Genomic DNA, 18,054 nt, shown 5'->3' with positions numbered 1-18,054 from the left:
CTCAACACGTCAGTACCAGTGGGCCCGCGTCGGTGATCGCTACGGTGTTCTCGGTGTGGGCGGTACGGGAACCGTCGGCGGATCGGATGGTCCAGCCGTCGCGGTCGAAAACGATGCGGTCGGTGCCGGCGGCGAACCACGGTTCCAGCGCCAGCGTCATGCCGGCCCGCAGCTTCATGCCGCGGCCGGGCTTACCGCGATTCGGCACATGCGGGTCCTCGTGCATGGTCCGGCCCAGTCCGTGCCCACCGAATTCGAGGTTGACCGGGTATCCGTAATCGGCGGCAACGGCGCCGATGGCGGCCGAGACGTCGCCGAGCCGGTTCCCTGGGCGCGCGGCGGCGGTGCCGGCGGCCAGCGCCTCCTCGGTGGCGCGCACCAACCGCACGTCGGCCGCCGCGGGTGTCCCGACGATCACGGTGCGGGCCGCATCGGCGACCCAACCGTCGATGGACACCGCGAAGTCCATGGTGAGCACGTCGCCGTCGGACAGCCGGTAATCGTGCGGAAGGCCGTGCAGCACAGCATCGTTGACCGACAGGCAGATGACATTGCGAAAAGGGCCACGGCCGAATGAGGGGGCGTAGTCCCAGTAACACGACTCGGCACCGCGGTGCTCGACCATGTCACGGGCGTGGAGTTCGAGGTCGAGCAGGTTCACCCCGACATCGGCGAGCCGGCTCAACTCGGCGAGCACCTCGGCCACGAAGCGCCCGGTGACGCCCATGCGCTCGATCTCGTCGGCAGTCTTCAACTCGATCATGTCGGACCCCTTTTCGGTATTTAAATACCAACCCTAGCGGTATACAAATACCGGCGCTACCGTGGTGACGTGGTCCGCACTCCGCTGAGCCCCGAGCAAGTCGCCGCAGGCCGCCGACTCGGTGCCGCATTGCGCACCGCACGCGGCGCCCGCACTCTCGACGATGTCGCCCGCTCCGCAGGCATCTCCCCCGAGACCCTGCGCAAGATCGAGACCGGCCGCCTCCCCTCCCCGGCGTTCGGCACCATCATCGGCCTGAGCGACGCCCTCGGAGTCCCACTGGAGGAGCTGGCCGAGGTGTGGCGGCCCGCGGTGGCCGCGGCAGCCTCGTAGCCCATGGACTCCCCGGACTACGGATTCGACGGCGACTTCAACAAGGTGTCCGCGCGCACCCAGATCGCGATCTTCGGCGGCGTACTCACCGGACTGCTGAGCACGGCGATCGTCAACGCCGGGCGCGGTCGACGCGGGACCGCCTGGCTCACAGGGGGTTTCGCGGCGCTGCTGGCGTCCACGGTGGCGTTGTTCGTGCACACCACGCGCCGCGGAAAGTTCGCGGTGTGGCGCGACATCCTCGACGACCAGGACCTGCGCGGCGATGAGACGCTTCTCGACCTCGGCTGCGGCCGCGGCGCGGTGCTGCATGCCGCGGCCAGACGACTGCCACGTGGACGCGCGCTCGGCGTCGATCTGTGGCGCGCCGATCAGACCGGCAATTCTCCGGAGCAGACGCTGGCCAATGCCGCGGCCGAGGGCGTCGCCGACCGGGTCGAGGTGCACACCGGCGACATGACCGCCCTGCCTTTCGACGATGCCAGCGTCGACGTCATCGTCAGCAGCCTGGCCATCCACAACATCCCCGATCGCGCGGGGCGATCACGTGCTCTCGATGAGGCTGCGAGGGTGCTGCGCCCGGGCGGCCGGCTGGCCATCGCCGATATCTGGGAAACCCGGCGCCATGCGGAGCGGTTGCGCGCCCGTGGCTGGCAGCATGTGCAGCGACGGAATCTAGGCTGGCGGATGTGGTGGGGCGGCCCCTACGTCGGGACCCACCTCGTGACAGCGATCAAGCCAGCCGACACAGACGGGACCGCGGGTACCGGGTAATGTCGACGCAAGTCGAACGACACAAGGGAGTGTTCTATGGAGGGCTTCGCCGGAAAGGTCGCCGTCGTGACCGGCGCCGGATCAGGCATCGGACAGGCGTTGGCCATCGAACTCGGCCGCTCCGGCGCCAAGTTGGCGATCAGTGACGTCGACACCGAGGGTCTGGCGGTCACCGAGGAACGCCTCAAGGCGATCGGCGCCGAGGTGAAGACCGACCGGCTCGACGTCACCGAACGCGAGGCCTTCCTGCTGTATGCCGACGCGGTCAAGGAGCACTTCGGCAAGGTCAACCAGATCTACAACAACGCCGGTATCGCGTTCACCGGCGACGTCGAGGTCAGCTCGTTCAAGGACATCGAGCGCGTGATGGACGTCGACTACTGGGGCGTCGTCAACGGCACCAAGGCGTTCCTGCCGCACCTGATCGCCTCCGGCGACGGGCATGTCGTCAACGTGTCCAGCTTGTTCGGCATCTTCTCGGTGCCCGGTCAGGCGGCCTACAACTCGGCCAAGTTCGCGGTCCGCGGTTTCACCGAGGCGCTGCGTCAGGAAATGATCGTGGCCAAGCATCCGGTCAAGGTGACGTGCGTGCACCCCGGCGGGATCAAGACCGCCATCGCGCGCAATGCCACCGCCGCCGAGGGGCTGGATCAGAAGGCGCTCGCCGAGTCCTTCGACAAGAAGCTGGCCAACACCACCCCGCAGCGCGCGGCCAAGATCATCCTCGAAGCCGTGCGCAAGAACAAGGCGCGCGTGCTCGTCGGGCCCGATGCCAAGATCCTCGACGTCATCGTGCGAATCACCGGCGCCGGGTACCAGCGCCTGTTCGCCTCGGCGGTCGGAAAGGCCATGCCGAGCTGACGCTAGTGGCCCAGCGGGTTCGCCTGGAGGAACTCATCGGCCACCGCAGCGGGGTCTTTGCCTTCGGTGACCTGCCTGCGCATATCGGCCAACGACCCGGTGTCGAGCACGCCGGCGATCTCGTTGAGCGCCAGGATCTGCCGCTCGTTGAGCGTGTTGCGGCGATAGAGCGGCACCACGTTCTCACCCCGGATCAATGCGGTCTTGTCGGCCAGCACGGTCAGGTCTGAGGGGATGGCCGGATCGGCCGTCGTCGACCAGGCCGCGTTGGTCTTCCCGGCGCGCAGTGCCGCGAACAGGCTTTTCCCATCAGGGAAACTGCCGGCCTCGGGGAGGGCGCAGGACCCCACTGTCTTCGGCATCTCGGCGCCGGCCACCGCACCCGGCCGGACCTTGGCACAGTTCCGCCGCAACGCGCTCAGATCCGTCCCGCCCCAGGATTCTGCCGTCGCCTCGGTAACCACGAGCGCGGGCTTGTCCTGCGCCGACATGGTGTAGTCACCGGCCGCGACACCTTCGGGCAGCGCGGACACCAGATCGCGGTAGACCTGCTCATCTGAGCGCGCCGTGGCCGCCGGATTGAGCTCGGTCAGGAACCGGCCGGTGAACCCTGGTTGCACCGTCACCGATCCGGAATCCAGCACACCCGGCGAGCCGTCGGTCTCGGTCACCGCCGCCGGGGCGCCGTAATAGCGCAGCGCCGCCGCGTAGAGATGACCGAGCAGCGCCGACTCGGGCGCCGGCCCAGCCCCGACCGTGAGCGCGGCGGGAGCCGAGTGGCCACAACCCGCTGACGCCAGCGCGAACAGCACCAGCAGCGCCGACGTCAGCATGCGGCGCATTCGTGAACTCAGGACTCTTCGGGGTCAACCGCCGCCGCGACCGCGGCCGCAACCGCAGGACCGACCCGCGGGTCCAGCGCGCTGGGCACGATGTGGTCGACCGCCAGATCGTCACCCACCACCGAGAAGATCGCCTCGGCAGCCGCCACCTTCATCTTCTCGGTGATCCGACGGGCACCAGCGTCCAGCGCACCGCGGAACACCCCGGGGAAGGCCAGCACGTTGTTGATCTGGTTCGGGAAGTCGCTGCGCCCGGTCGCCACCACCGCCGCATACTTGCGGGCGGCGTCGGGGTGGATCTCCGGATCCGGGTTCGACAGCGCGAAGACGATGCTGTTGGGCGCCATCGTCGCGATGAGCTCCTCGGGCACGACGCCTGCGGACACCCCGAGGAAGACGTCGGCACCGTCGAGCGCCTCGGCCACTCCGCCGGTGAGTTTGCGCGGGTTGGTCCGTCCGGCCAGCTCGGCCTTGAAGCTGTTGAGGTTGTCGCGGCCGGAGTGCACGATGCCCTGCGAATCGAGGACGACGACGTCGGTGATGCCCTTGTTCAGCAGGATGTTGGCGCATGCCACACCCGCGGCACCGGCGCCCGAGATGACCACACGCAACGAATGGATGTCACGCTCGAGCACCTTCGTGGCGCCCAGCAGCGCGGCGAGCACCACGATCGCCGTGCCGTGCTGGTCATCGTGCATGACCGGGCAGTCCAGCGCCTCGATGACGCGGCGCTCGATCTCGAAGCAGCGCGGAGCAGAGATGTCCTCCAGGTTCACCGCGCCGAACGTCGGACGCAGCCGGATCAGGGTTTCGACGATCTCGTCGGGATCTTTGGTGTCGAGCACGATGGGGATCGAGTTCAGCCCACCGAAGGACTTGAACAGCGCGCTCTTGCCCTCCATGACCGGCAGCGACGCCGCGGGGCCGATATCGCCGAGGCCCAGCACCGCTGTGCCGTCGCTGACCACCACGACCAGGCGGTTGGCCCACGTGTACTTGGCCGCGAGGGTGTGATCAGTGGCGATCGCCCGGCTCACCTGGGCGACGCCAGGGGTGTAGGCGATCGACAGCGCACGCTGGGTATCCAGCGGCTCCTTCAACTCGACCGAGAGCTTTCCGCCTTCATGGTGATCGAAGATCTCGGCGTCTTCGATGACAACTTGCGGGGTGCGCTCCGCTGACGAGCGCTCGGGCGAGGAGGCGACTGTACTTTCCGACACGGCGCAAGGGTACTTCAATGCCATTTCTCACATTGTCGGGTTCCCCGCTGGTGAGCGTTACTTAACAGTAACTGCGCGTAGCATTCGGTGTGCCGATCAGGTTGCTGCACACCGCGCAGGAAGGTCGCAGATCATGCCCTCATTCCGCGCCTTGCCGCCGGCTCTGCGCTCGACCGCAAGGACCCGGCCCGCCGACCCCGACGCCAAGTCGATCCACGTTCCGGTCGCCCGGGCCATGGTCGATTGCGGTGTCTACTGCGGCGGCGACCGATTACCCGGCAAATACACCCACGCCGCGGCGCTGAACAAGGTCCGTGAATTACAGGCAGCGGGTCAGAAAGCGTTCGTCTGGATCGGGCTACACGAACCCGACCAATTCCAGATGCAGGCGGTGGCAGACGTTTTCGGATTGCACGAGCTGGCCGTCGAGGACGCCGTGCATGCCCACCAGCGTCCCAAACTCGAGCGCTACGACAAGACCCTGTTCCTGGTGCTCAAGACAATCAACTATGTCGAGCACGAGTCGGTGGCACTCGCGCGCGAAATCGTCGAGACCGGCGAGATCATGATCTTCGTCGGTCCGGACTTCGTCGTGACCGTCCGTCACGGCGAACACGGCGGGCTGGCCGGCGTGCGTAAACGGCTCGAATCCTCGCCTGCCATCCTCAAACTCGGCCCGTTCGCGGTCATGCACGCGATCGCCGACCACGTGGTGGACAGCTACCTCGACGTGACCGATCTGATGGAGACCGACATCGACTCCATGGAGGAGGACATCTTCTCCCCCGGCACGCACACCAACATCGAATGCATCTACCTGCTCAAGCGGGAGGTCGTCGAAATGCGCCGTGCGGTGGCGCCGTTGACCCTCGCGCTGGCGCGGTTGCTCACCGACCACAACGACCTGATCTCGGTCGAGGTGCGCAGGTACATGCGCGACGTGCACGACCACAATGTGCAGGCCTCCGATCGCGTCACGAGCTACGACGAGATGCTCAGCTCGCTGGTGCAGGCCGCTCTCGGCAAGGTCGCCATGCAGCAGAACGTGGACATGCGCAAGATCTCGGCGTGGGTGGCGATCGCCGCGGTGCCGACCGCGATGGCCGGGATCTACGGGATGAACTTCGAGCACATGCCCGAATTACAGTGGACCTGGGGCTATCCCGCCGTGCTGGTGGCGATGGCCGTCATTTGCTTCGCGCTGCACCGCACGTTCCGCCACAACGACTGGCTCTAGCTCGGGCTCGCTGCCCTCCGGGTGGGATCGAGCACGTCCACCCCGTCGGTCCGCCAGGCCTCCCGCATCGCATCCGCCCCCTTCAGACGCACCCAGGCCGCTTCGGTCGCGGTGATCGGGGTGGCCGTGAACACGGTGACGGCGGACAACGGATCGGGCAGGGCCACGTCGCCGATATCGCCGGCACCCAACAGGAATGCACTGAACGGTCCGGAGTCGAACAACGGTGTCTCCAGGTCGATGAGCGCGTCGGCCTCCAGGACCAGCCCCTCCACCGCGGGCGCAGCGGCCAGGACGGCCAGTGATCGAGCCAGCCCGCCCGGCGTCGGCCCCCGCAGCGACAGCACCACCTCGGCCCGGGGACCGTGGATCGGATCGGAGACCAGCTCGGTCGGGTCGAACATCGGGTGACGCGAACAACCCAGCGTCACATAGTGATACAGATCCTGCCCACTACCGCCGCCGCGTAGATCCGGTCCGAACCGCAGGACGTCGATACGCTCGGTGCCCAGGAAGGTGACGCTGGCACTGACGGGCTCCGCGGTGATTCCCGCCACGTTGAAGTGCTCGCCCACAGCGGCGCGAACGGCGGCCAGGACGTCGATCACTCTTCTGTCGGTTCTCCGGCCACTTCGGCCGGCTCGGGTTCCGCGGCCGGCTCAGGTTCCGCGGCCGGCTCGGGTTCGGCGGCCGGCTCGGTGCGGGTCAGGTTCACCCCGGTTTCAGCGTCGAAGATCGCCAACTTCGAGGTGTCGAAAGCCAATTGGATCTGCTGACCGCCCGCCGCCGTGGACTCGGCGGACACCCTGGCCACGAACTCATTGGCACCGGCGCCCGAATCGGCAGCCAACTCGGCCAGCTGCGCCGCCTCGGCGCCGGCACCCTCGATGGTGAAATGAACGTACTTGTCGGCACCGAGTGACTCGACGATGTCGGCGCGCACCGGGAAGCTCAGTGCCCGGATCCGCGCGTACCCGTCGAGCAGCGACGCGTCTTCCAGGTGCTCGGGACGGATCCCGACGATGATGTTGTCCGGCTTGGGCTGACGCTCCAACAGGTCATGCACCTGCTGGGTCAGGGTGACGTCGCCGAACGGCAGCCTCACCCCGACGTCGGTGAATGTGGCCGGGAAGAAGTTCATCGCCGGCGATCCGATGAACCCGGCGACGAACAGGTTCGCCGGGTTGTTGTACAGCTCGTCGGGCGTGCCGATCTGCTGGATCTCCCCGGCCAGCAACACCACAACCCGATCACCCAGGGTCATCGCCTCGGTCTGATCGTGGGTGACGTAGACCGTGGTGGTACCCAGCCGGCTCTGCAGCCGCGAGATCTCGGCGCGCATCTGCACGCGCAGCTTGGCGTCCAGATTGCTCAGCGGTTCATCCATCAGGAATGCCTTGGGACGGCGCACGATTGCCCGGCCCATCGCCACCCGCTGACGCTGCCCGCCGGACAACTGTGCCGGCCTGCGGTCGAGCAGTTCGGTCAGGTCCAGGATCTTGGCCGTCTCCTCGACCTTGGCTGCGATCTCGTCCTTCTTGAGCTTGGCCAGGGTCAGCGGGAAGGCGATGTTTTGCCGCACCGTCATGTGCGGGTATAGCGCATAGGACTGGAACACCATGGCGATGTCGCGGTCCTTGGGCGCCTTCTCGTTGACCCGATCACCACCGATACGCAGCTCACCCGACGAGATGTCTTCGAGCCCGGCGATCATGTTCAGGGTGGTCGACTTTCCGCAGCCCGACGGCCCCACCAGGATGATGAACTCGCCGTCAGCGATGGTCATCGAGAACTCTTTGACAGCCTCCCTGGCACCGCCCGCACCATCGGGGTAACTCTTGGTGACCCGGTCCAACACAATTTCGGCCATCCAATTACCCCTTTACCGCACCGGATGTCAGACCAGCGACGATGCGCCGCTGGAAGATGAGAACAAAGATGATGATCGGGATGGTGATAACCATCGCGCCGGCCGCGATCGAGCCGGTCGGTTCCTCGAATTGGGAGCTACCCGTGAAGTTCGCGATCGCCACCGGTGCGGTGATCGCCCGTTGGGTCGCGGTCAGCGACAGCGCCAAAAGCAGGTCGTTCCACGCGAAGATGAACACCAGGATGGCCGCGGTGACGATGCCCGGGGCCGCCAACGGAGCGATCACCTTGCGGAATGCCTGCGCCGGGGTGGCCCCGTCCATCTTGGCGGCCTTCTCCAGATCCCATGGGATCTCGCGGAAGAACGCCGAGAGTGTGTAAATCGCCAGCGGTAGCGCGAAGGTGATGTAAGGAATGATCAGCCCGGGCCAAGTGTCGAACAGGCCGATACTGCGCCACAGATTGAAAATCGGTGTCACCAAAGAGATCTGCGGGAACATCGCGATCAGCAGGGCCACGCCCACCAGCAACTTCTTGCCGGGGAAGTTCAGCCGCGCCACCGCATAGGCGGCCATGCCGCCGATGGTCACGGCGATCACCGTGGTGATCAGACCGATGCCGATCGAGTTGATCAACGCCGAGGTGAAGATGTTCCCGGTGAAGATGCCCTTGTAGTTGTCGAACGTGATCTGCGACGGAATCAGCTTGCCGTCCTTGACACTCGACGTCGGCTTCAACGACAGCGACAGAATCCACAACACCGGTATCAACGCGTAGAGCACCACCAGGATGTTCACGACCGTCCACCCGGTCGCGCGTCGCGCACCCACCTGCCGGCTCATGAACACTGCCCTCTGCTCTTCGCGCGAGCGCTCATCGGCCCTCCACCTCTGCGCCGGGCGCCGACGCACCGAACAACTTGATGAAGACGAACGCGATGACGGCCACCGACAGGAAGATCAACACGCTGATGGCAGAACCCAGTCCGAGGTTGAACGCCTTGAACAGGTTGTCATATCCCAGGATCGACACCGACCCGGTGCTGTTGGCTCCCCCGGTCAACACATAGATGTTGTCGAAGATCCGGAACGCGTCGAGGGTGCGGAACAGCAGCGCGACCAGGATGGCCGGCTTGATCAGCGGCAGAATCACTTTCACCAACCGCGTCCACGGGCCGGCCCCGTCGACCTCGGCGGCATTGAGTAGATCCTGCGGCACCAGGGCCAGCCCGGCCAGCAGCAGCAGCGCCATGAACGGCGTGGTCTTCCACACCTCGGCCAGCACGATGATGGCCAGCGAGGGCAACTGTTCGGTCAACGGGGCACTGCCGTCGGGCAGGAGGTTGGCGAGGTATCCGGTGCCCGGCGTCCAGGCGTAGTACCAGCTGTAGGAGGCCGCCACGGTCACGATGCCGTACGGGATCAGCACCGCGGTACGGACCACGCCCTTGCCGAAGATGGTGCGGTGCATGACCAGTGCCAGTGTCATACCGAGAACGAACTCGATCGCCACCGAGACAACCGTGATCGCCAGCGTCACCGCGAACGCCGTCCACCAGTACCGGTCGGTGAGGATGGTCTGATAGTTGGCGAACCCGACAAAAGCGGTGTCGTCAGGGGCGGCCAGGTTGTAACGCTGCAGACTCAGCCACACGGCATAACAGATCGGGTACGCGGTCACCGCGATCATCAGGATCACCGCGGGCGCGATGAGCACGAACGCAAGCTTGCGCTCGGAGGCCCGGTTGTCGGTCTTGGTGCTCACGGGATCAGCCCTTTGCCGTCGATGGCCTTCTGCACCTGTTCGGTCAGCTCGTCGGCGGTGTGCTCCGGATCGATGTCGGTGATCGGGGCCAGGGTGGCCGAAATGCGGGTGGACACAGCCTGATACACCGGGGTCGCAGGACGGACCGCGGCGTTGGTCAACTGCTCACGAATGACCGCGTACTGCGGGTACTTGGCCTGGAATGCCGGATCGTCGTACAGCGACTCACGTACCGCGGGCAGGCCGCCCTCGACCGAGGTGTAGCGCTGGTTCTCGACATTGCGCAGGCAACGGATGGCCTCGAATGCCTCGGCCTTGTGCTGGCTGGTCTTGGCCACCGCGAGGTTCAGCCCGCCGATGGTCACCTTCGCCGGCTCGCCCTCGGAGACCCCCGGGTAATTCGCGAAGCCGAACACATCCTTGCTGGCCTCGTAGGCCGACTCGAACTGCTCGTCAGTCGGCGAGAAAGTGCCCAGATCGTTGATGGCATCGGCAAGATCGGCTCGATCGTCGAGCGGAAGGAAGTTCACCCCACCCTTGACGGCATTCTCCAGCAGCGAGGGCAGCACGAACGGCCAGTTGACCTCGAGTGCGGCCTTGCCCTGCTCGAGTGCAAGGCGGGCGGTCGCCTCATCGGTCTGGGTCACCGACGGATCGGCGCCGGACGCGGTGGCCACCGACTTGATGATCTGCAGCGCCTTGACGGTGGCCGCGCGGTGTTCCGGGGTGTCGGTCAGCGTGACGGTCTTGCCGTCCTCAGAGAGCACCTGACCCCCCGCACTGGTCAGCAGGGTGTTGAACCACACGACGAGGCCCTCGTACTGCTTGGCCTGTACCGCAATCCAACTGGGCTTGCCCGCCGCGTGCAGACGCGTCGCCTCGGCGACCATGCCGTCCCAGGTGGACGGTGGCTCATCCATCAAATCGGCCCGATACCAGAGCAGTTGGGTGTTGGTGGTGATCGGAGACGCGTACAACTTGTCTTTCCACCTGGCCGTCTCCAACGGCCCGGGCAGGGTGTTCGACTCTGCGTCGGACTCGGCTTCGCCGGCCGGATCCTCGGACAGCGGCACGGCCCAGCCGGCATCGGCGAATTCGGCGGTCCAGACGACGTCGAGCGCCATGATGTCGAGCGTCTTGTCGTTGCCGGTGAGCCGCCGGGCCAGCTGCAACCGTTGGTCGTCAGCGCCTTTCGGCAAACTCACCTGCTTGATGGTGAAACGGTCGCCGAATTCGGCGTTGCAGCGTTTGGCCACGGCGGTGAACGTCGCCATCTCGTTGGCCGGGGTGTAGTAGTTGATGACGATCCCGTCATCGCCCTTACCGCAAGCCGACACCATCGAGGCCGTCGTCAACGCGGCCACTGCCGCAGCACATAGCCGCCGAGCACGCACCGCTCTGTCTCCCGTCCGAGTCATCTCTCGCCGCCGGAGCGGCCCCCACGACGCCGGAGCGGCTCCCGCGCGCAAACCGTAGAGCCCAGCGGGGCGGATGTCCAACAGTTTGGGCGCGCCGCGTCACAATCGTGACCTGCGGACCTTTGCCACCGTGACCGGCGTGGGGCAGCGCGTCCGGTCAGATGGTCAAGCGTGCCAGCAGATCTCGCCCCTGCTCGGCACCCTGTGGGTCGCACAGGACGTCATAGCGGCCGGCGACCAGCTGCATCGTCGAACTGAAATCTCTTGTGCCGCGAGCCATCGCATAGGGGATCGCCGAGGTGATCAAGCCGAAGAAGACACCCGCGACGAGGCCGGTGAGCAGCGCACTCCACGGATTGGGGCTGAAGAAACCGAGGATCAACCCGATGAACAGGCCCAGCCAGGCACCGGACAGCACACCACCACCGAGCACCTTGGGCCAGCTCAGGCGGCCGGTGACCCGCTCGACCTGCATGAGGTCCACCCCGACGATCGTCACCTGCTGCACCGGGAACTGTTGGTCGGACAAGTAGTCGACCGCACGCTGAGCCTCCGCGTACGTCGGGTAGGAACCGATCGGCCAGCCTTTCGGCGGCGTCGGCAACGCACCACGCGCAGTGGGCGCGGTGCCCGGTGTCTGACCGGACTGAAATGGGCTCGTCATCGAACTTCACTCTCCTCCGCACCGCCTGCCCGGCGGCCGCTCTCGTTACAGCAACGCCCTCACACCGGAATTGGTGCCGGAGTCACGCCCCCTTTGGCGTCATTGTCCGTGCGCTAGGTTGATCAGCATGACAAACGCGGACGGCAACGCGGGCGAAACGCCGCCATCCGACCCCGCTTCCCAACCGTCTGAACCGTTGTCCAACGGCTACGAAGCACCTTCCATCGAGCACTCCCAGGATCGGCCGGATACCGGCGCGGCGCAACCGTCGTACGAGTTCGCGCCGCCGAATACCGAAATCGGCGGACCCCATCCGCCGGCGATCGACTACCCCGCCGACATTCCGTACGACTATCCGCCGCCGCCGGGTCTGCCGCCGTCGTTCCCGGGCGCCCCCAGCTATCCCCCGCCGCCCGGATATCCGCCGCCGCCGGGCTACGGGGCCTTCGGATACCCCGGATATCCCGCTGGCTACGGGATGCCACCCTCGAACCCCACCAACAGCATGGCGATCGGATCGCTGGTCGCCTCGATCCTCTCGCTGCCTCTGTTCGCCGCGTGCGGGATCGGACTGCTCCCCGCCCTGCTCGGTATCGGTCTGGGGATCGTCGCGCTCAACCAGATCAAGCAGAGCGCACAGCCGGGTTTCGGTCCGGGGAGCGCACAGCCGGGTTTCGGTCCGCGGAGCGAGCAGCCGGGCCACGGCCTGGCGATCGCCGGCATCGCGCTCGGCGCATTCGGCACCCTGCTCAACGGGGGCTGGCTACTGTTCTTCCTGGGCGCCGTATTCGCCGCCTAGCCCGGCCTCGCCGCCCCAAACCCGGTGCGGCACAGCATGACTCGATCTAACTCGGTGGGCGGAACGGTTCGGCCTGCCGCGTCATTCCCGCCGCGCGACCCTTGCCCGCGATCACCAGTGCCATCTTGCGGCTGGCCTCGTCGATCATCTCGTCGCCCAGCATGACCGCTCCCCTGGACCCACCGGCCTGCGAGGTGTGCCACTCGTAGGCGTCCAGGATCAACTCCGCGTGATCGTAATCGGCTTGGCGCGGGCTGAAGATCTCGTTGCCCGCCTCGATCTGATCCGGATGCAGCACCCACTTGCCGTCGTAGCCGAGAGCGGCCGAGCGGCCGGCCACCCGGCGGAACCCGTCGACATCGCGCACCTTGACGTACGGCCCGTCGATCGCGTTGATGCCGCGACTACGCGCGGCGATCAGGATGCGCATCAGCACGTGGTGATGGGCATCTCCGATGTCATACCCGTCGGGCTGCCCACCGACCTCCAGAGTGCGCATGTTGAGGCTGGCCGCCATGTCCCCGGGCCCGAGCACCAGCGCCTGCACCCGTGGGGCGGCTGCGATCGCATCGACATTGGTCAGTCCCTGCGCATTCTCGATCTGTGCCTCGATGCCGATCCGGCCGTGTTCCAGGCCGTGAGTGCTCTCCAGCTGTGACAACAGCAGATCGAGTGCCTGGACATGCGCCACCTCGGTCACCTTGGGCAACACGATGAGATCGATGGACGCCCCGGCCGAAGCCACAGTGGACACCACTTCGATCACGTCGGCGTAGGTCCACGGTGTGGTCCAGTCGTTGACCCGTACGCCACGCAGCTGTCCTGCCCAGCCGTCGCCGGCCAACGCCGCCGCGACCTGGGTCCGGGCCGCCGCCTTGGCCTCAGGGGCCACCGCGTCCTCAAGGTCGAGGAACACTTCGTCAGCAGGCAGACTTCTGGCCTTCTCGATCATCTTCAGGCTGCTACCCGGAACCGAGAGGCACGTTCGGCGGGGTCGATACGTGTTCTCCACGACCACAGTCTCTACCCTTTGACTCATGGCGGCGGTGAACAGGGTCTACGCGGCCCGGCTTGCGGGGATGGTGGTGCTGGGCCCCGACGGGGAGTCCATCGGCCGTGTCCGCGACGTGGTGATCAGCATCAGCATCGTCCGCCAGCAACCGCGAGTTCTCGGCCTGGTGGTCGAATTGCTCACCCGACGAAGGATTTTCGTTCCGATCCTGCGGGTCACCGCGATCGAGCCCGGCTCGGTGACACTGGCCACCGGCAGCGTGTCGCTACGCCGCTTCGCCCAACGACCCGGCGAGGTGCTGGTTTTGGGCCAGGTGCTGGAAACCCGGGTGCGCGTCGACGATCCAGACCTGGAGCAGCTGGCCGGAATCGACGTCGTGGTAGTCGATCTGGGCATCGAGCAGACCCGGACCCGGGACTGGGTGGTGACCCGGGTGGCGGTGCGGCCACAACGTCGCTTGGGGCGGCGCACCAACATCCACGTCGTGGAGTGGCAGAACGTGCACGGCCTCACCCCGTCCGGTCTGGCGATGCCCGACCAGGGAGTGGCCTCGCTACTCGAGCAGTTCGACGGACAACGACCGATCGAGGTGGCCGAGGCCTTGCGTGAACTGCCGGTCAAGCGACGCTACGAGTTGTACCGGGCGTTCGACGACGAGCGGCTGGCCGACGTGTTGCAGGAGCTGCCCGAGGACGAGCAGGCCGCGGTGCTACGCCAGCTGAACACCGAGCGCGCCGCCGACGTCCTGGAGGCGATGGATCCCGACGACGCCGCCGACGTGCTGGGGGCGATGACCCCGGCCGATGCCGAGACCCTGCTGCGCAAGATGGACCCCGAGGATTCCGAGGATGTGCGACGGCTGCTGGCCCATTCACCGGACACCGCGGGCGGCTTGATGACCAGTGAGCCGGTGGTGCTGGCACCTGACACCACCGTCGCCGAGGCGCTGGCGCGGATCCGCGACCCCGACCTCACGCCGGCGCTGGCCTCGATGGTCTTCGTCACACGGCCCCCCAGCGCCACCCCGACCGGGCAGTACCTGGGCTGCGTCCACCTGCAGCGGTTGCTGCGCGAACCGCCTGCGGCACTGGTCAGCGGCATCGCCGACACCGATCTGCCCAGCCTGAGCCCGGCCGACTCGCTGGCCGCGGTGACCCGCTACTTCGCCGCGTACAACCTGGTGTGCGGCCCGGTGGTCGATGAGGAGAACCACCTGCTGGGCGCGGTGTCGGTCGACGACGTGCTCGACCACATGCTGCCCGACGACTGGCGTGAACGCGACGAGCCCGAGCTCCCGGCGGCGGGCTCATGAGCGAATCGACGGCGCGCCAGCGGCTGGACACCCCGCGCACGACCCGCGGCTTCGGGCTGCATGTCGACATCGAGGCAGTGGGGGCGTTCAGCGAGTCGATCGCCCGATTCCTCGGCACCGGGCGCTACCTGGCCATTCAGACGATCGTGGTGATCGTCTGGATCGCCCTCAACATCGGTGTATTTGCATTCCAGTGGGATCCGTACCCGTTCATCCTGCTCAACCTGGCCTTCTCGACCCAGGCCGCCTATGCCGCCCCGCTCATCCTGCTGGCCCAGAACCGGCAGGAGAACCGGGACCGGGTCTCACTCGAGGAGGACCGGCGCCGGGCCGAACAGACCAAGGCCGATACCGAGTACCTGGCCCGCGAGCTGGCGTCGCTGCGGCTGGCGGTCGGCGAGGTGGTGACCCGCGATTACCTGCGCCGCGAGTTGGAAGAACTGCGTGAGCTGATCACCGAACTCAGCTTGCCCGCCGATACCGACCGGCCGAGCACGAGCAAAGCCGACGGGGCCGAGCGCCGGTCCAAACGCAGTGGTTGATCACGCTGTCGACCATTGTCGTAACAAGCGAAACCGCGACTATGTATGGTGACTTGGTTCACAACATGGTATTTGGCCAAAGCCGACCGAAGGACGGGTAAGTGCGCGTAGGGGGAGGAGCGGTGATCGCAACCGCTCGGCGCCGTATGAGCCAGCTCGTGCGCTCGCCCGCGCTCGGCGTGGCCGTCCTGGCTCCCATCGTGCTGGTCGCCGGCGCCGGGTCTTCCGCCTCGGATGTCGACATGTCCAACACCGCGGTCACGCCGCTGGCCGCCGTGGAACGCCACGTCGATCGCTCGGGTCCGGCAGTGGTCGCCGCGGCCAGGCCCCCGACCAACTTCCGGATCAAGTCGATGAACACCATCTCGGCTCCTCCGCCTGCTTTCGTCGTCAATTCCCCTGGCGCCCTTGGCATTCCAGGGTCTTCACTCAAGGCGTACCGCAACGCCGAACGGATGATGGCCGCTGCCTATCCCGGGTGCGGTATCAGCTGGAATCTGCTGGCCGGTATCGGACGGATCGAATCCGGCCACGCCAACGGCGGCGCCACCGACGCCCGCGGCACCGCAGTGCGCCCGATCTACGGCCCTGCTCTCGACGGCACCCTGCCGGGCAACGAAGTCATCATCCAGAGCGCTCAGGCCGGACGGGTCTCCTACGTCCGCGCCATGGGGCCGATGCAGTTCCTGCCCGGAACCTGGGCCAGGTACGCCTCCGATGGAGACGGCGACGGCAAGGCCGATGTGCAGAACGTGTTCGATTCAGCGCTCGCGGCCGCCCGCTACCTGTGTAGTGGTGGGCTCAACCTGCGGGACCAGTCGCAGGTCATGACGGCCATCCTCCGGTACAACAACTCGGTGGCCTACGCCCGGAACGTGCTGGGCTGGGCCGCGGCGTACGCCACCGGTGTGGTGCCGGTCGACCTGCCCGAGATCACCGGGTCCATCCCCCCGATCGGCGATTCGCACCTGGACCACGCCGAAGGCCTCGGACCGGGCCTGCCGACTGATGCCACCGGGCTGCCCGCGGGCGATCCGCTGGCCCTGATCCCGCTGCTCAACCGCAACGAGACCGGCACGCAGAACGTCCCCGGATTCGCTCCGGGCCAGGTGCTCGGCCCGCTGCCGGGTCCGGCACAGGCCGTCCCGTCGGAGACGCCGCCGGCCGCCCCGCCGCCATGGGTCCCGCCGTGGGAGCAACCGCGCCAGCCTGCGTGCGTGGTGTTCTGCCTGGGTGAACAGACTCCCCCGCCGGCTCCCGCACCGCCGCTGGGACCGCCCGCTGCTCCGGCCCCTGGACCCGCGCTCGGACCTGGACCTGGACCGCTGCAGACTCCGCCGCCAGGGCCGGTGCCTGCCGCCCCGATCGGCCCACCGATCGAGGCCGCGCCTGCGGCCCCGGGGCTCGGCCCCGCACCGGGTCCGGCCCCAGGTCCGGCCTGACACCGGCCTGAATCCAGCTCGCGGCACCGTCGCCGTAGACTCGGCGGTGATGTCCGAATCTGCCACTGAGCTGCAATCCGCGGTTCGCGCCGCGCTGGCCAAGGTGATCGACCCCGAATTGCGGAAGCCGATCACCGAACTCGGCATGGTCAAGAACATCTCGATCGAGGCCGACCACGGCGTCCATGTCGAGATCTACCTGACCACTGCGGCCTGCCCGAAGAAGACCGAGATCGCCGATCTGGTGACGGCCGCCGTCACCGACGTGCCCGGCACCGGCGCCGTCAAGGTGAGCCTGGATGTGATGAACGACGAGCAGCGCGCCGAACTGCGCACGCTGTTGCGTGGTGATTCCCGCGAACCGGTCATCCCGTTCGCCCAGCCCAATTCCCTCACCCGGGTCTACGCCGTAGCCTCCGGCAAGGGCGGCGTGGGCAAGTCGAGCGTGACCGTCAACCTGGCCGCCGCGATGGCCGCCCGCGGGCTGTCCGTCGGCCTCTTGGACGCCGACATCTACGGCCATTCGGTGCCGCGCATGATGGGCACCGCCGACCGGCCCACCCAGGTCGACTCCATGATCCTGCCCCCGATCGCACACGAGGTGAAGGTCATCTCGATCGCCATGTTCACGCAGGGCAACACGCCTGTCGTGTGGCGTGGGCCGATGCTGCACCGGGCCCTGCAGCAGTTCCTGGCCGACGTGTACTGGGGCGATCTGGACGTGTTGCTGCTCGATCTGCCGCCCGGTACGGGCGATATCGCCATCTCGGTGGCCCAACTGATCCCGGGTGCCGAGATCCTCGTGGTGACCACTCCGCAGATGGCTGCCGCCGAGGTGGCCGAGCGGGCCGGCGCGATCGCGTTGCAGACCCGCCAGCGCATCGCCGGCGTGGTGGAGAACATGTCGGGCCTGCAGCTGCCCGACGGCACCGTCATGCAACTGTTCGGTGAGGGCGGCGGCCGTCAGGTCGCAGAGTCGCTGACCCGTTCGGTGGGCGCCGAAGTGCCGCTGCTGGGCCAGGTCCCGCTGGACCCGGCGTTGGTGGCGGCCGGTGACTCCGGGGTGCCGCTGGTGTTGTCGGCCCCCGAATCAGCGGCAGGCGCCGAGCTGCGCAAGATCGCCGACGGATTGACGGCTCGCAAGCGCGGCCTGGCCGGGATGTCGCTGGGTCTGGATACCGCGCGGCGCTAGAGCGCCGAGC

At 67.1% G+C, this 18,054-nt stretch carries 19 protein-coding genes; 9 read left to right on the top strand and 10 right to left on the bottom strand.

Annotated elements, in window-relative coordinates; all coding sequences use genetic code 11:
• Window position 1 precedes the first annotated feature (1 nt).
• Complete coding sequence (gene map / locus ACZY08_RS20535) at window positions 2-763, bottom strand: type I methionyl aminopeptidase (RefSeq protein ID WP_463746445.1); 762 nt, start codon at window positions 761-763, stop codon at window positions 2-4.
• A gap of 69 nt (window positions 764-832) precedes the next feature.
• Between map and ACZY08_RS20530 the strand changes: the two genes are divergently transcribed.
• Genes ACZY08_RS20530 through ACZY08_RS20520 form a run of 3 tightly spaced genes read left to right on the top strand, consistent with a single transcriptional unit; the run spans window position 833 to window position 2,731 of the window.
• A complete protein-coding gene (locus tag ACZY08_RS20530; RefSeq protein ID WP_463746444.1) occupies window positions 833-1,096 on the top strand; it encodes a helix-turn-helix domain-containing protein in 264 nt (87 codons plus the stop codon).
• Window positions 1,097-1,099: 3 nt separating this feature from the next.
• Window positions 1,100-1,870, top strand: a complete 771-nt coding sequence (locus ACZY08_RS20525; RefSeq protein ID WP_463746443.1) for a class I SAM-dependent methyltransferase — start codon at window positions 1,100-1,102, stop codon at window positions 1,868-1,870.
• 36 nt (window positions 1,871-1,906) lie between these two features.
• Window positions 1,907-2,731, top strand: a complete 825-nt coding sequence (locus ACZY08_RS20520; protein ID WP_463746442.1) for an SDR family NAD(P)-dependent oxidoreductase — start codon at window positions 1,907-1,909, stop codon at window positions 2,729-2,731.
• Between the two features lie 2 nt (window positions 2,732-2,733).
• Here the strand turns inward: ACZY08_RS20520 and ACZY08_RS20515 are convergent, their stop codons facing one another.
• A complete protein-coding gene (locus tag ACZY08_RS20515; RefSeq protein WP_463746441.1) occupies window positions 2,734-3,573 on the bottom strand; it encodes a glycine betaine ABC transporter substrate-binding protein in 840 nt (279 codons plus the stop codon).
• Between the two features lie 8 nt (window positions 3,574-3,581).
• Window positions 3,582-4,817, bottom strand: a complete 1,236-nt coding sequence (locus tag ACZY08_RS20510; protein ID WP_463746440.1) for an NAD(P)-dependent malic enzyme — start codon at window positions 4,815-4,817, stop codon at window positions 3,582-3,584.
• Window positions 4,818-4,926: 109 nt separating this feature from the next.
• Between ACZY08_RS20510 and corA the strand changes: the two genes are divergently transcribed.
• Complete coding sequence (gene corA / locus ACZY08_RS20505) at window positions 4,927-6,030, top strand: magnesium/cobalt transporter CorA (protein ID WP_463746439.1); 1,104 nt, start codon at window positions 4,927-4,929, stop codon at window positions 6,028-6,030.
• Here the strand turns inward: corA and ACZY08_RS20500 are convergent.
• The 6 genes from ACZY08_RS20500 to ACZY08_RS20475 all read right to left on the bottom strand — a co-directional run bounded on the left by ACZY08_RS20500 (window position 6,027) and on the right by ACZY08_RS20475 (window position 11,745).
• Complete coding sequence (locus ACZY08_RS20500; RefSeq protein WP_463746438.1) at window positions 6,027-6,638, bottom strand: suppressor of fused domain protein; 612 nt, start codon at window positions 6,636-6,638, stop codon at window positions 6,027-6,029. The genes corA and ACZY08_RS20500 overlap by 4 nt on opposite strands.
• Window positions 6,635-7,900, bottom strand: coding sequence for an ABC transporter ATP-binding protein (locus tag ACZY08_RS20495; RefSeq protein ID WP_463746437.1), 1,266 nt, complete (start codon window positions 7,898-7,900; stop codon window positions 6,635-6,637). Before ACZY08_RS20495 ends, ACZY08_RS20500 begins: the two co-directional genes overlap by 4 nt.
• 4 nt (window positions 7,901-7,904) lie before the next feature.
• Window positions 7,905-8,729 (bottom strand): carbohydrate ABC transporter permease, encoded by an 825-nt coding sequence (locus tag ACZY08_RS20490; RefSeq protein WP_463746583.1) that lies wholly within the window; start codon window positions 8,727-8,729, stop codon window positions 7,905-7,907.
• Between the two features lie 43 nt (window positions 8,730-8,772).
• A complete protein-coding gene (locus ACZY08_RS20485; protein ID WP_463746436.1) occupies window positions 8,773-9,663 on the bottom strand; it encodes a carbohydrate ABC transporter permease in 891 nt (296 codons plus the stop codon).
• A complete protein-coding gene (locus ACZY08_RS20480; RefSeq protein WP_463746435.1) occupies window positions 9,660-11,057 on the bottom strand; it encodes an ABC transporter substrate-binding protein in 1,398 nt (465 codons plus the stop codon). The genes ACZY08_RS20485 and ACZY08_RS20480 overlap by 4 nt, the downstream gene beginning before the upstream one ends.
• Window positions 11,058-11,238: 181 nt before the next feature.
• On the bottom strand, window positions 11,239-11,745 hold the full coding sequence (locus ACZY08_RS20475) for a YflT domain-containing protein (RefSeq protein ID WP_463746434.1): 507 nt from the start codon (window positions 11,743-11,745) through the stop codon (window positions 11,239-11,241).
• Window positions 11,746-11,872: 127 nt separating this feature from the next.
• On the opposite strand from ACZY08_RS20475, the gene ACZY08_RS20470 reads away from it, so the two are divergent.
• Complete coding sequence (locus tag ACZY08_RS20470; RefSeq protein ID WP_463746433.1) at window positions 11,873-12,544, top strand: DUF4190 domain-containing protein; 672 nt, start codon at window positions 11,873-11,875, stop codon at window positions 12,542-12,544.
• Between the two features lie 46 nt (window positions 12,545-12,590).
• Here the strand turns inward: ACZY08_RS20470 and ACZY08_RS20465 are convergent, their stop codons facing one another.
• Window positions 12,591-13,556 (bottom strand): HpcH/HpaI aldolase/citrate lyase family protein, encoded by a 966-nt coding sequence (locus ACZY08_RS20465; RefSeq protein ID WP_463746432.1) that lies wholly within the window; start codon window positions 13,554-13,556, stop codon window positions 12,591-12,593.
• A gap of 25 nt (window positions 13,557-13,581) precedes the next feature.
• On the opposite strand from ACZY08_RS20465, the gene ACZY08_RS20460 reads away from it, so the two are divergent.
• The 4 genes from ACZY08_RS20460 to ACZY08_RS20445 all read left to right on the top strand — a co-directional run bounded on the left by ACZY08_RS20460 (window position 13,582) and on the right by ACZY08_RS20445 (window position 18,044).
• Window positions 13,582-14,868, top strand: a complete 1,287-nt coding sequence (locus tag ACZY08_RS20460) for a magnesium transporter MgtE N-terminal domain-containing protein (protein WP_463746431.1) — start codon at window positions 13,582-13,584, stop codon at window positions 14,866-14,868.
• Window positions 14,865-15,410, top strand: a complete 546-nt coding sequence (locus ACZY08_RS20455) for a DUF1003 domain-containing protein (protein ID WP_463746430.1) — start codon at window positions 14,865-14,867, stop codon at window positions 15,408-15,410. The genes ACZY08_RS20460 and ACZY08_RS20455 overlap by 4 nt, the downstream gene beginning before the upstream one ends.
• A 146-nt stretch (window positions 15,411-15,556) precedes the next feature.
• Complete coding sequence (locus ACZY08_RS20450) at window positions 15,557-16,852, top strand: lytic transglycosylase domain-containing protein (RefSeq protein ID WP_463746582.1); 1,296 nt, start codon at window positions 15,557-15,559, stop codon at window positions 16,850-16,852.
• Window positions 16,853-16,901: 49 nt separating this feature from the next.
• Entirely contained in the window at window positions 16,902-18,044 is a 1,143-nt protein-coding gene (locus ACZY08_RS20445; RefSeq protein ID WP_463746429.1) for an Mrp/NBP35 family ATP-binding protein, read from the top strand.
• Window positions 18,045-18,054 lie beyond the last annotated feature (10 nt).

The sequence above is a fragment of the Mycobacterium sp. IDUB_9 genome, assembly GCF_055419505.1.
The sequence above is the reverse complement of the archived record's forward strand: the minus strand, read 5'-3'. Positions and strand labels throughout refer to the sequence as shown.

Coding starts and splice junctions, on each gene's coding strand:
- map (WP_463746445.1), bottom strand. CDS start 763: ATGATCGAGTTGAAGACTGCCGACGAGATCGAGCGCATGGGCGTCACC.
- ACZY08_RS20525 (WP_463746443.1), top strand. CDS start 1,100: ATGGACTCCCCGGACTACGGATTCGACGGCGACTTCAACAAGGTGTCC.
- ACZY08_RS20520 (WP_463746442.1), top strand. CDS start 1,907: ATGGAGGGCTTCGCCGGAAAGGTCGCCGTCGTGACCGGCGCCGGATCA.
- ACZY08_RS20515 (WP_463746441.1), bottom strand. CDS start 3,573: ATGCGCCGCATGCTGACGTCGGCGCTGCTGGTGCTGTTCGCGCTGGCG.
- ACZY08_RS20510 (WP_463746440.1), bottom strand. CDS start 4,817: ATGGCATTGAAGTACCCTTGCGCCGTGTCGGAAAGTACAGTCGCCTCC.
- corA (WP_463746439.1), top strand. CDS start 4,927: ATGCCCTCATTCCGCGCCTTGCCGCCGGCTCTGCGCTCGACCGCAAGG.
- ACZY08_RS20495 (WP_463746437.1), bottom strand. CDS start 7,900: ATGGCCGAAATTGTGTTGGACCGGGTCACCAAGAGTTACCCCGATGGT.
- ACZY08_RS20475 (WP_463746434.1), bottom strand. CDS start 11,745: ATGACGAGCCCATTTCAGTCCGGTCAGACACCGGGCACCGCGCCCACT.
- ACZY08_RS20470 (WP_463746433.1), top strand. CDS start 11,873: ATGACAAACGCGGACGGCAACGCGGGCGAAACGCCGCCATCCGACCCC.
- ACZY08_RS20460 (WP_463746431.1), top strand. CDS start 13,582: ATGGCGGCGGTGAACAGGGTCTACGCGGCCCGGCTTGCGGGGATGGTG.
- ACZY08_RS20455 (WP_463746430.1), top strand. CDS start 14,865: ATGAGCGAATCGACGGCGCGCCAGCGGCTGGACACCCCGCGCACGACC.
- ACZY08_RS20450 (WP_463746582.1), top strand. CDS start 15,557: ATGAGCCAGCTCGTGCGCTCGCCCGCGCTCGGCGTGGCCGTCCTGGCT.
- ACZY08_RS20445 (WP_463746429.1), top strand. CDS start 16,902: ATGTCCGAATCTGCCACTGAGCTGCAATCCGCGGTTCGCGCCGCGCTG.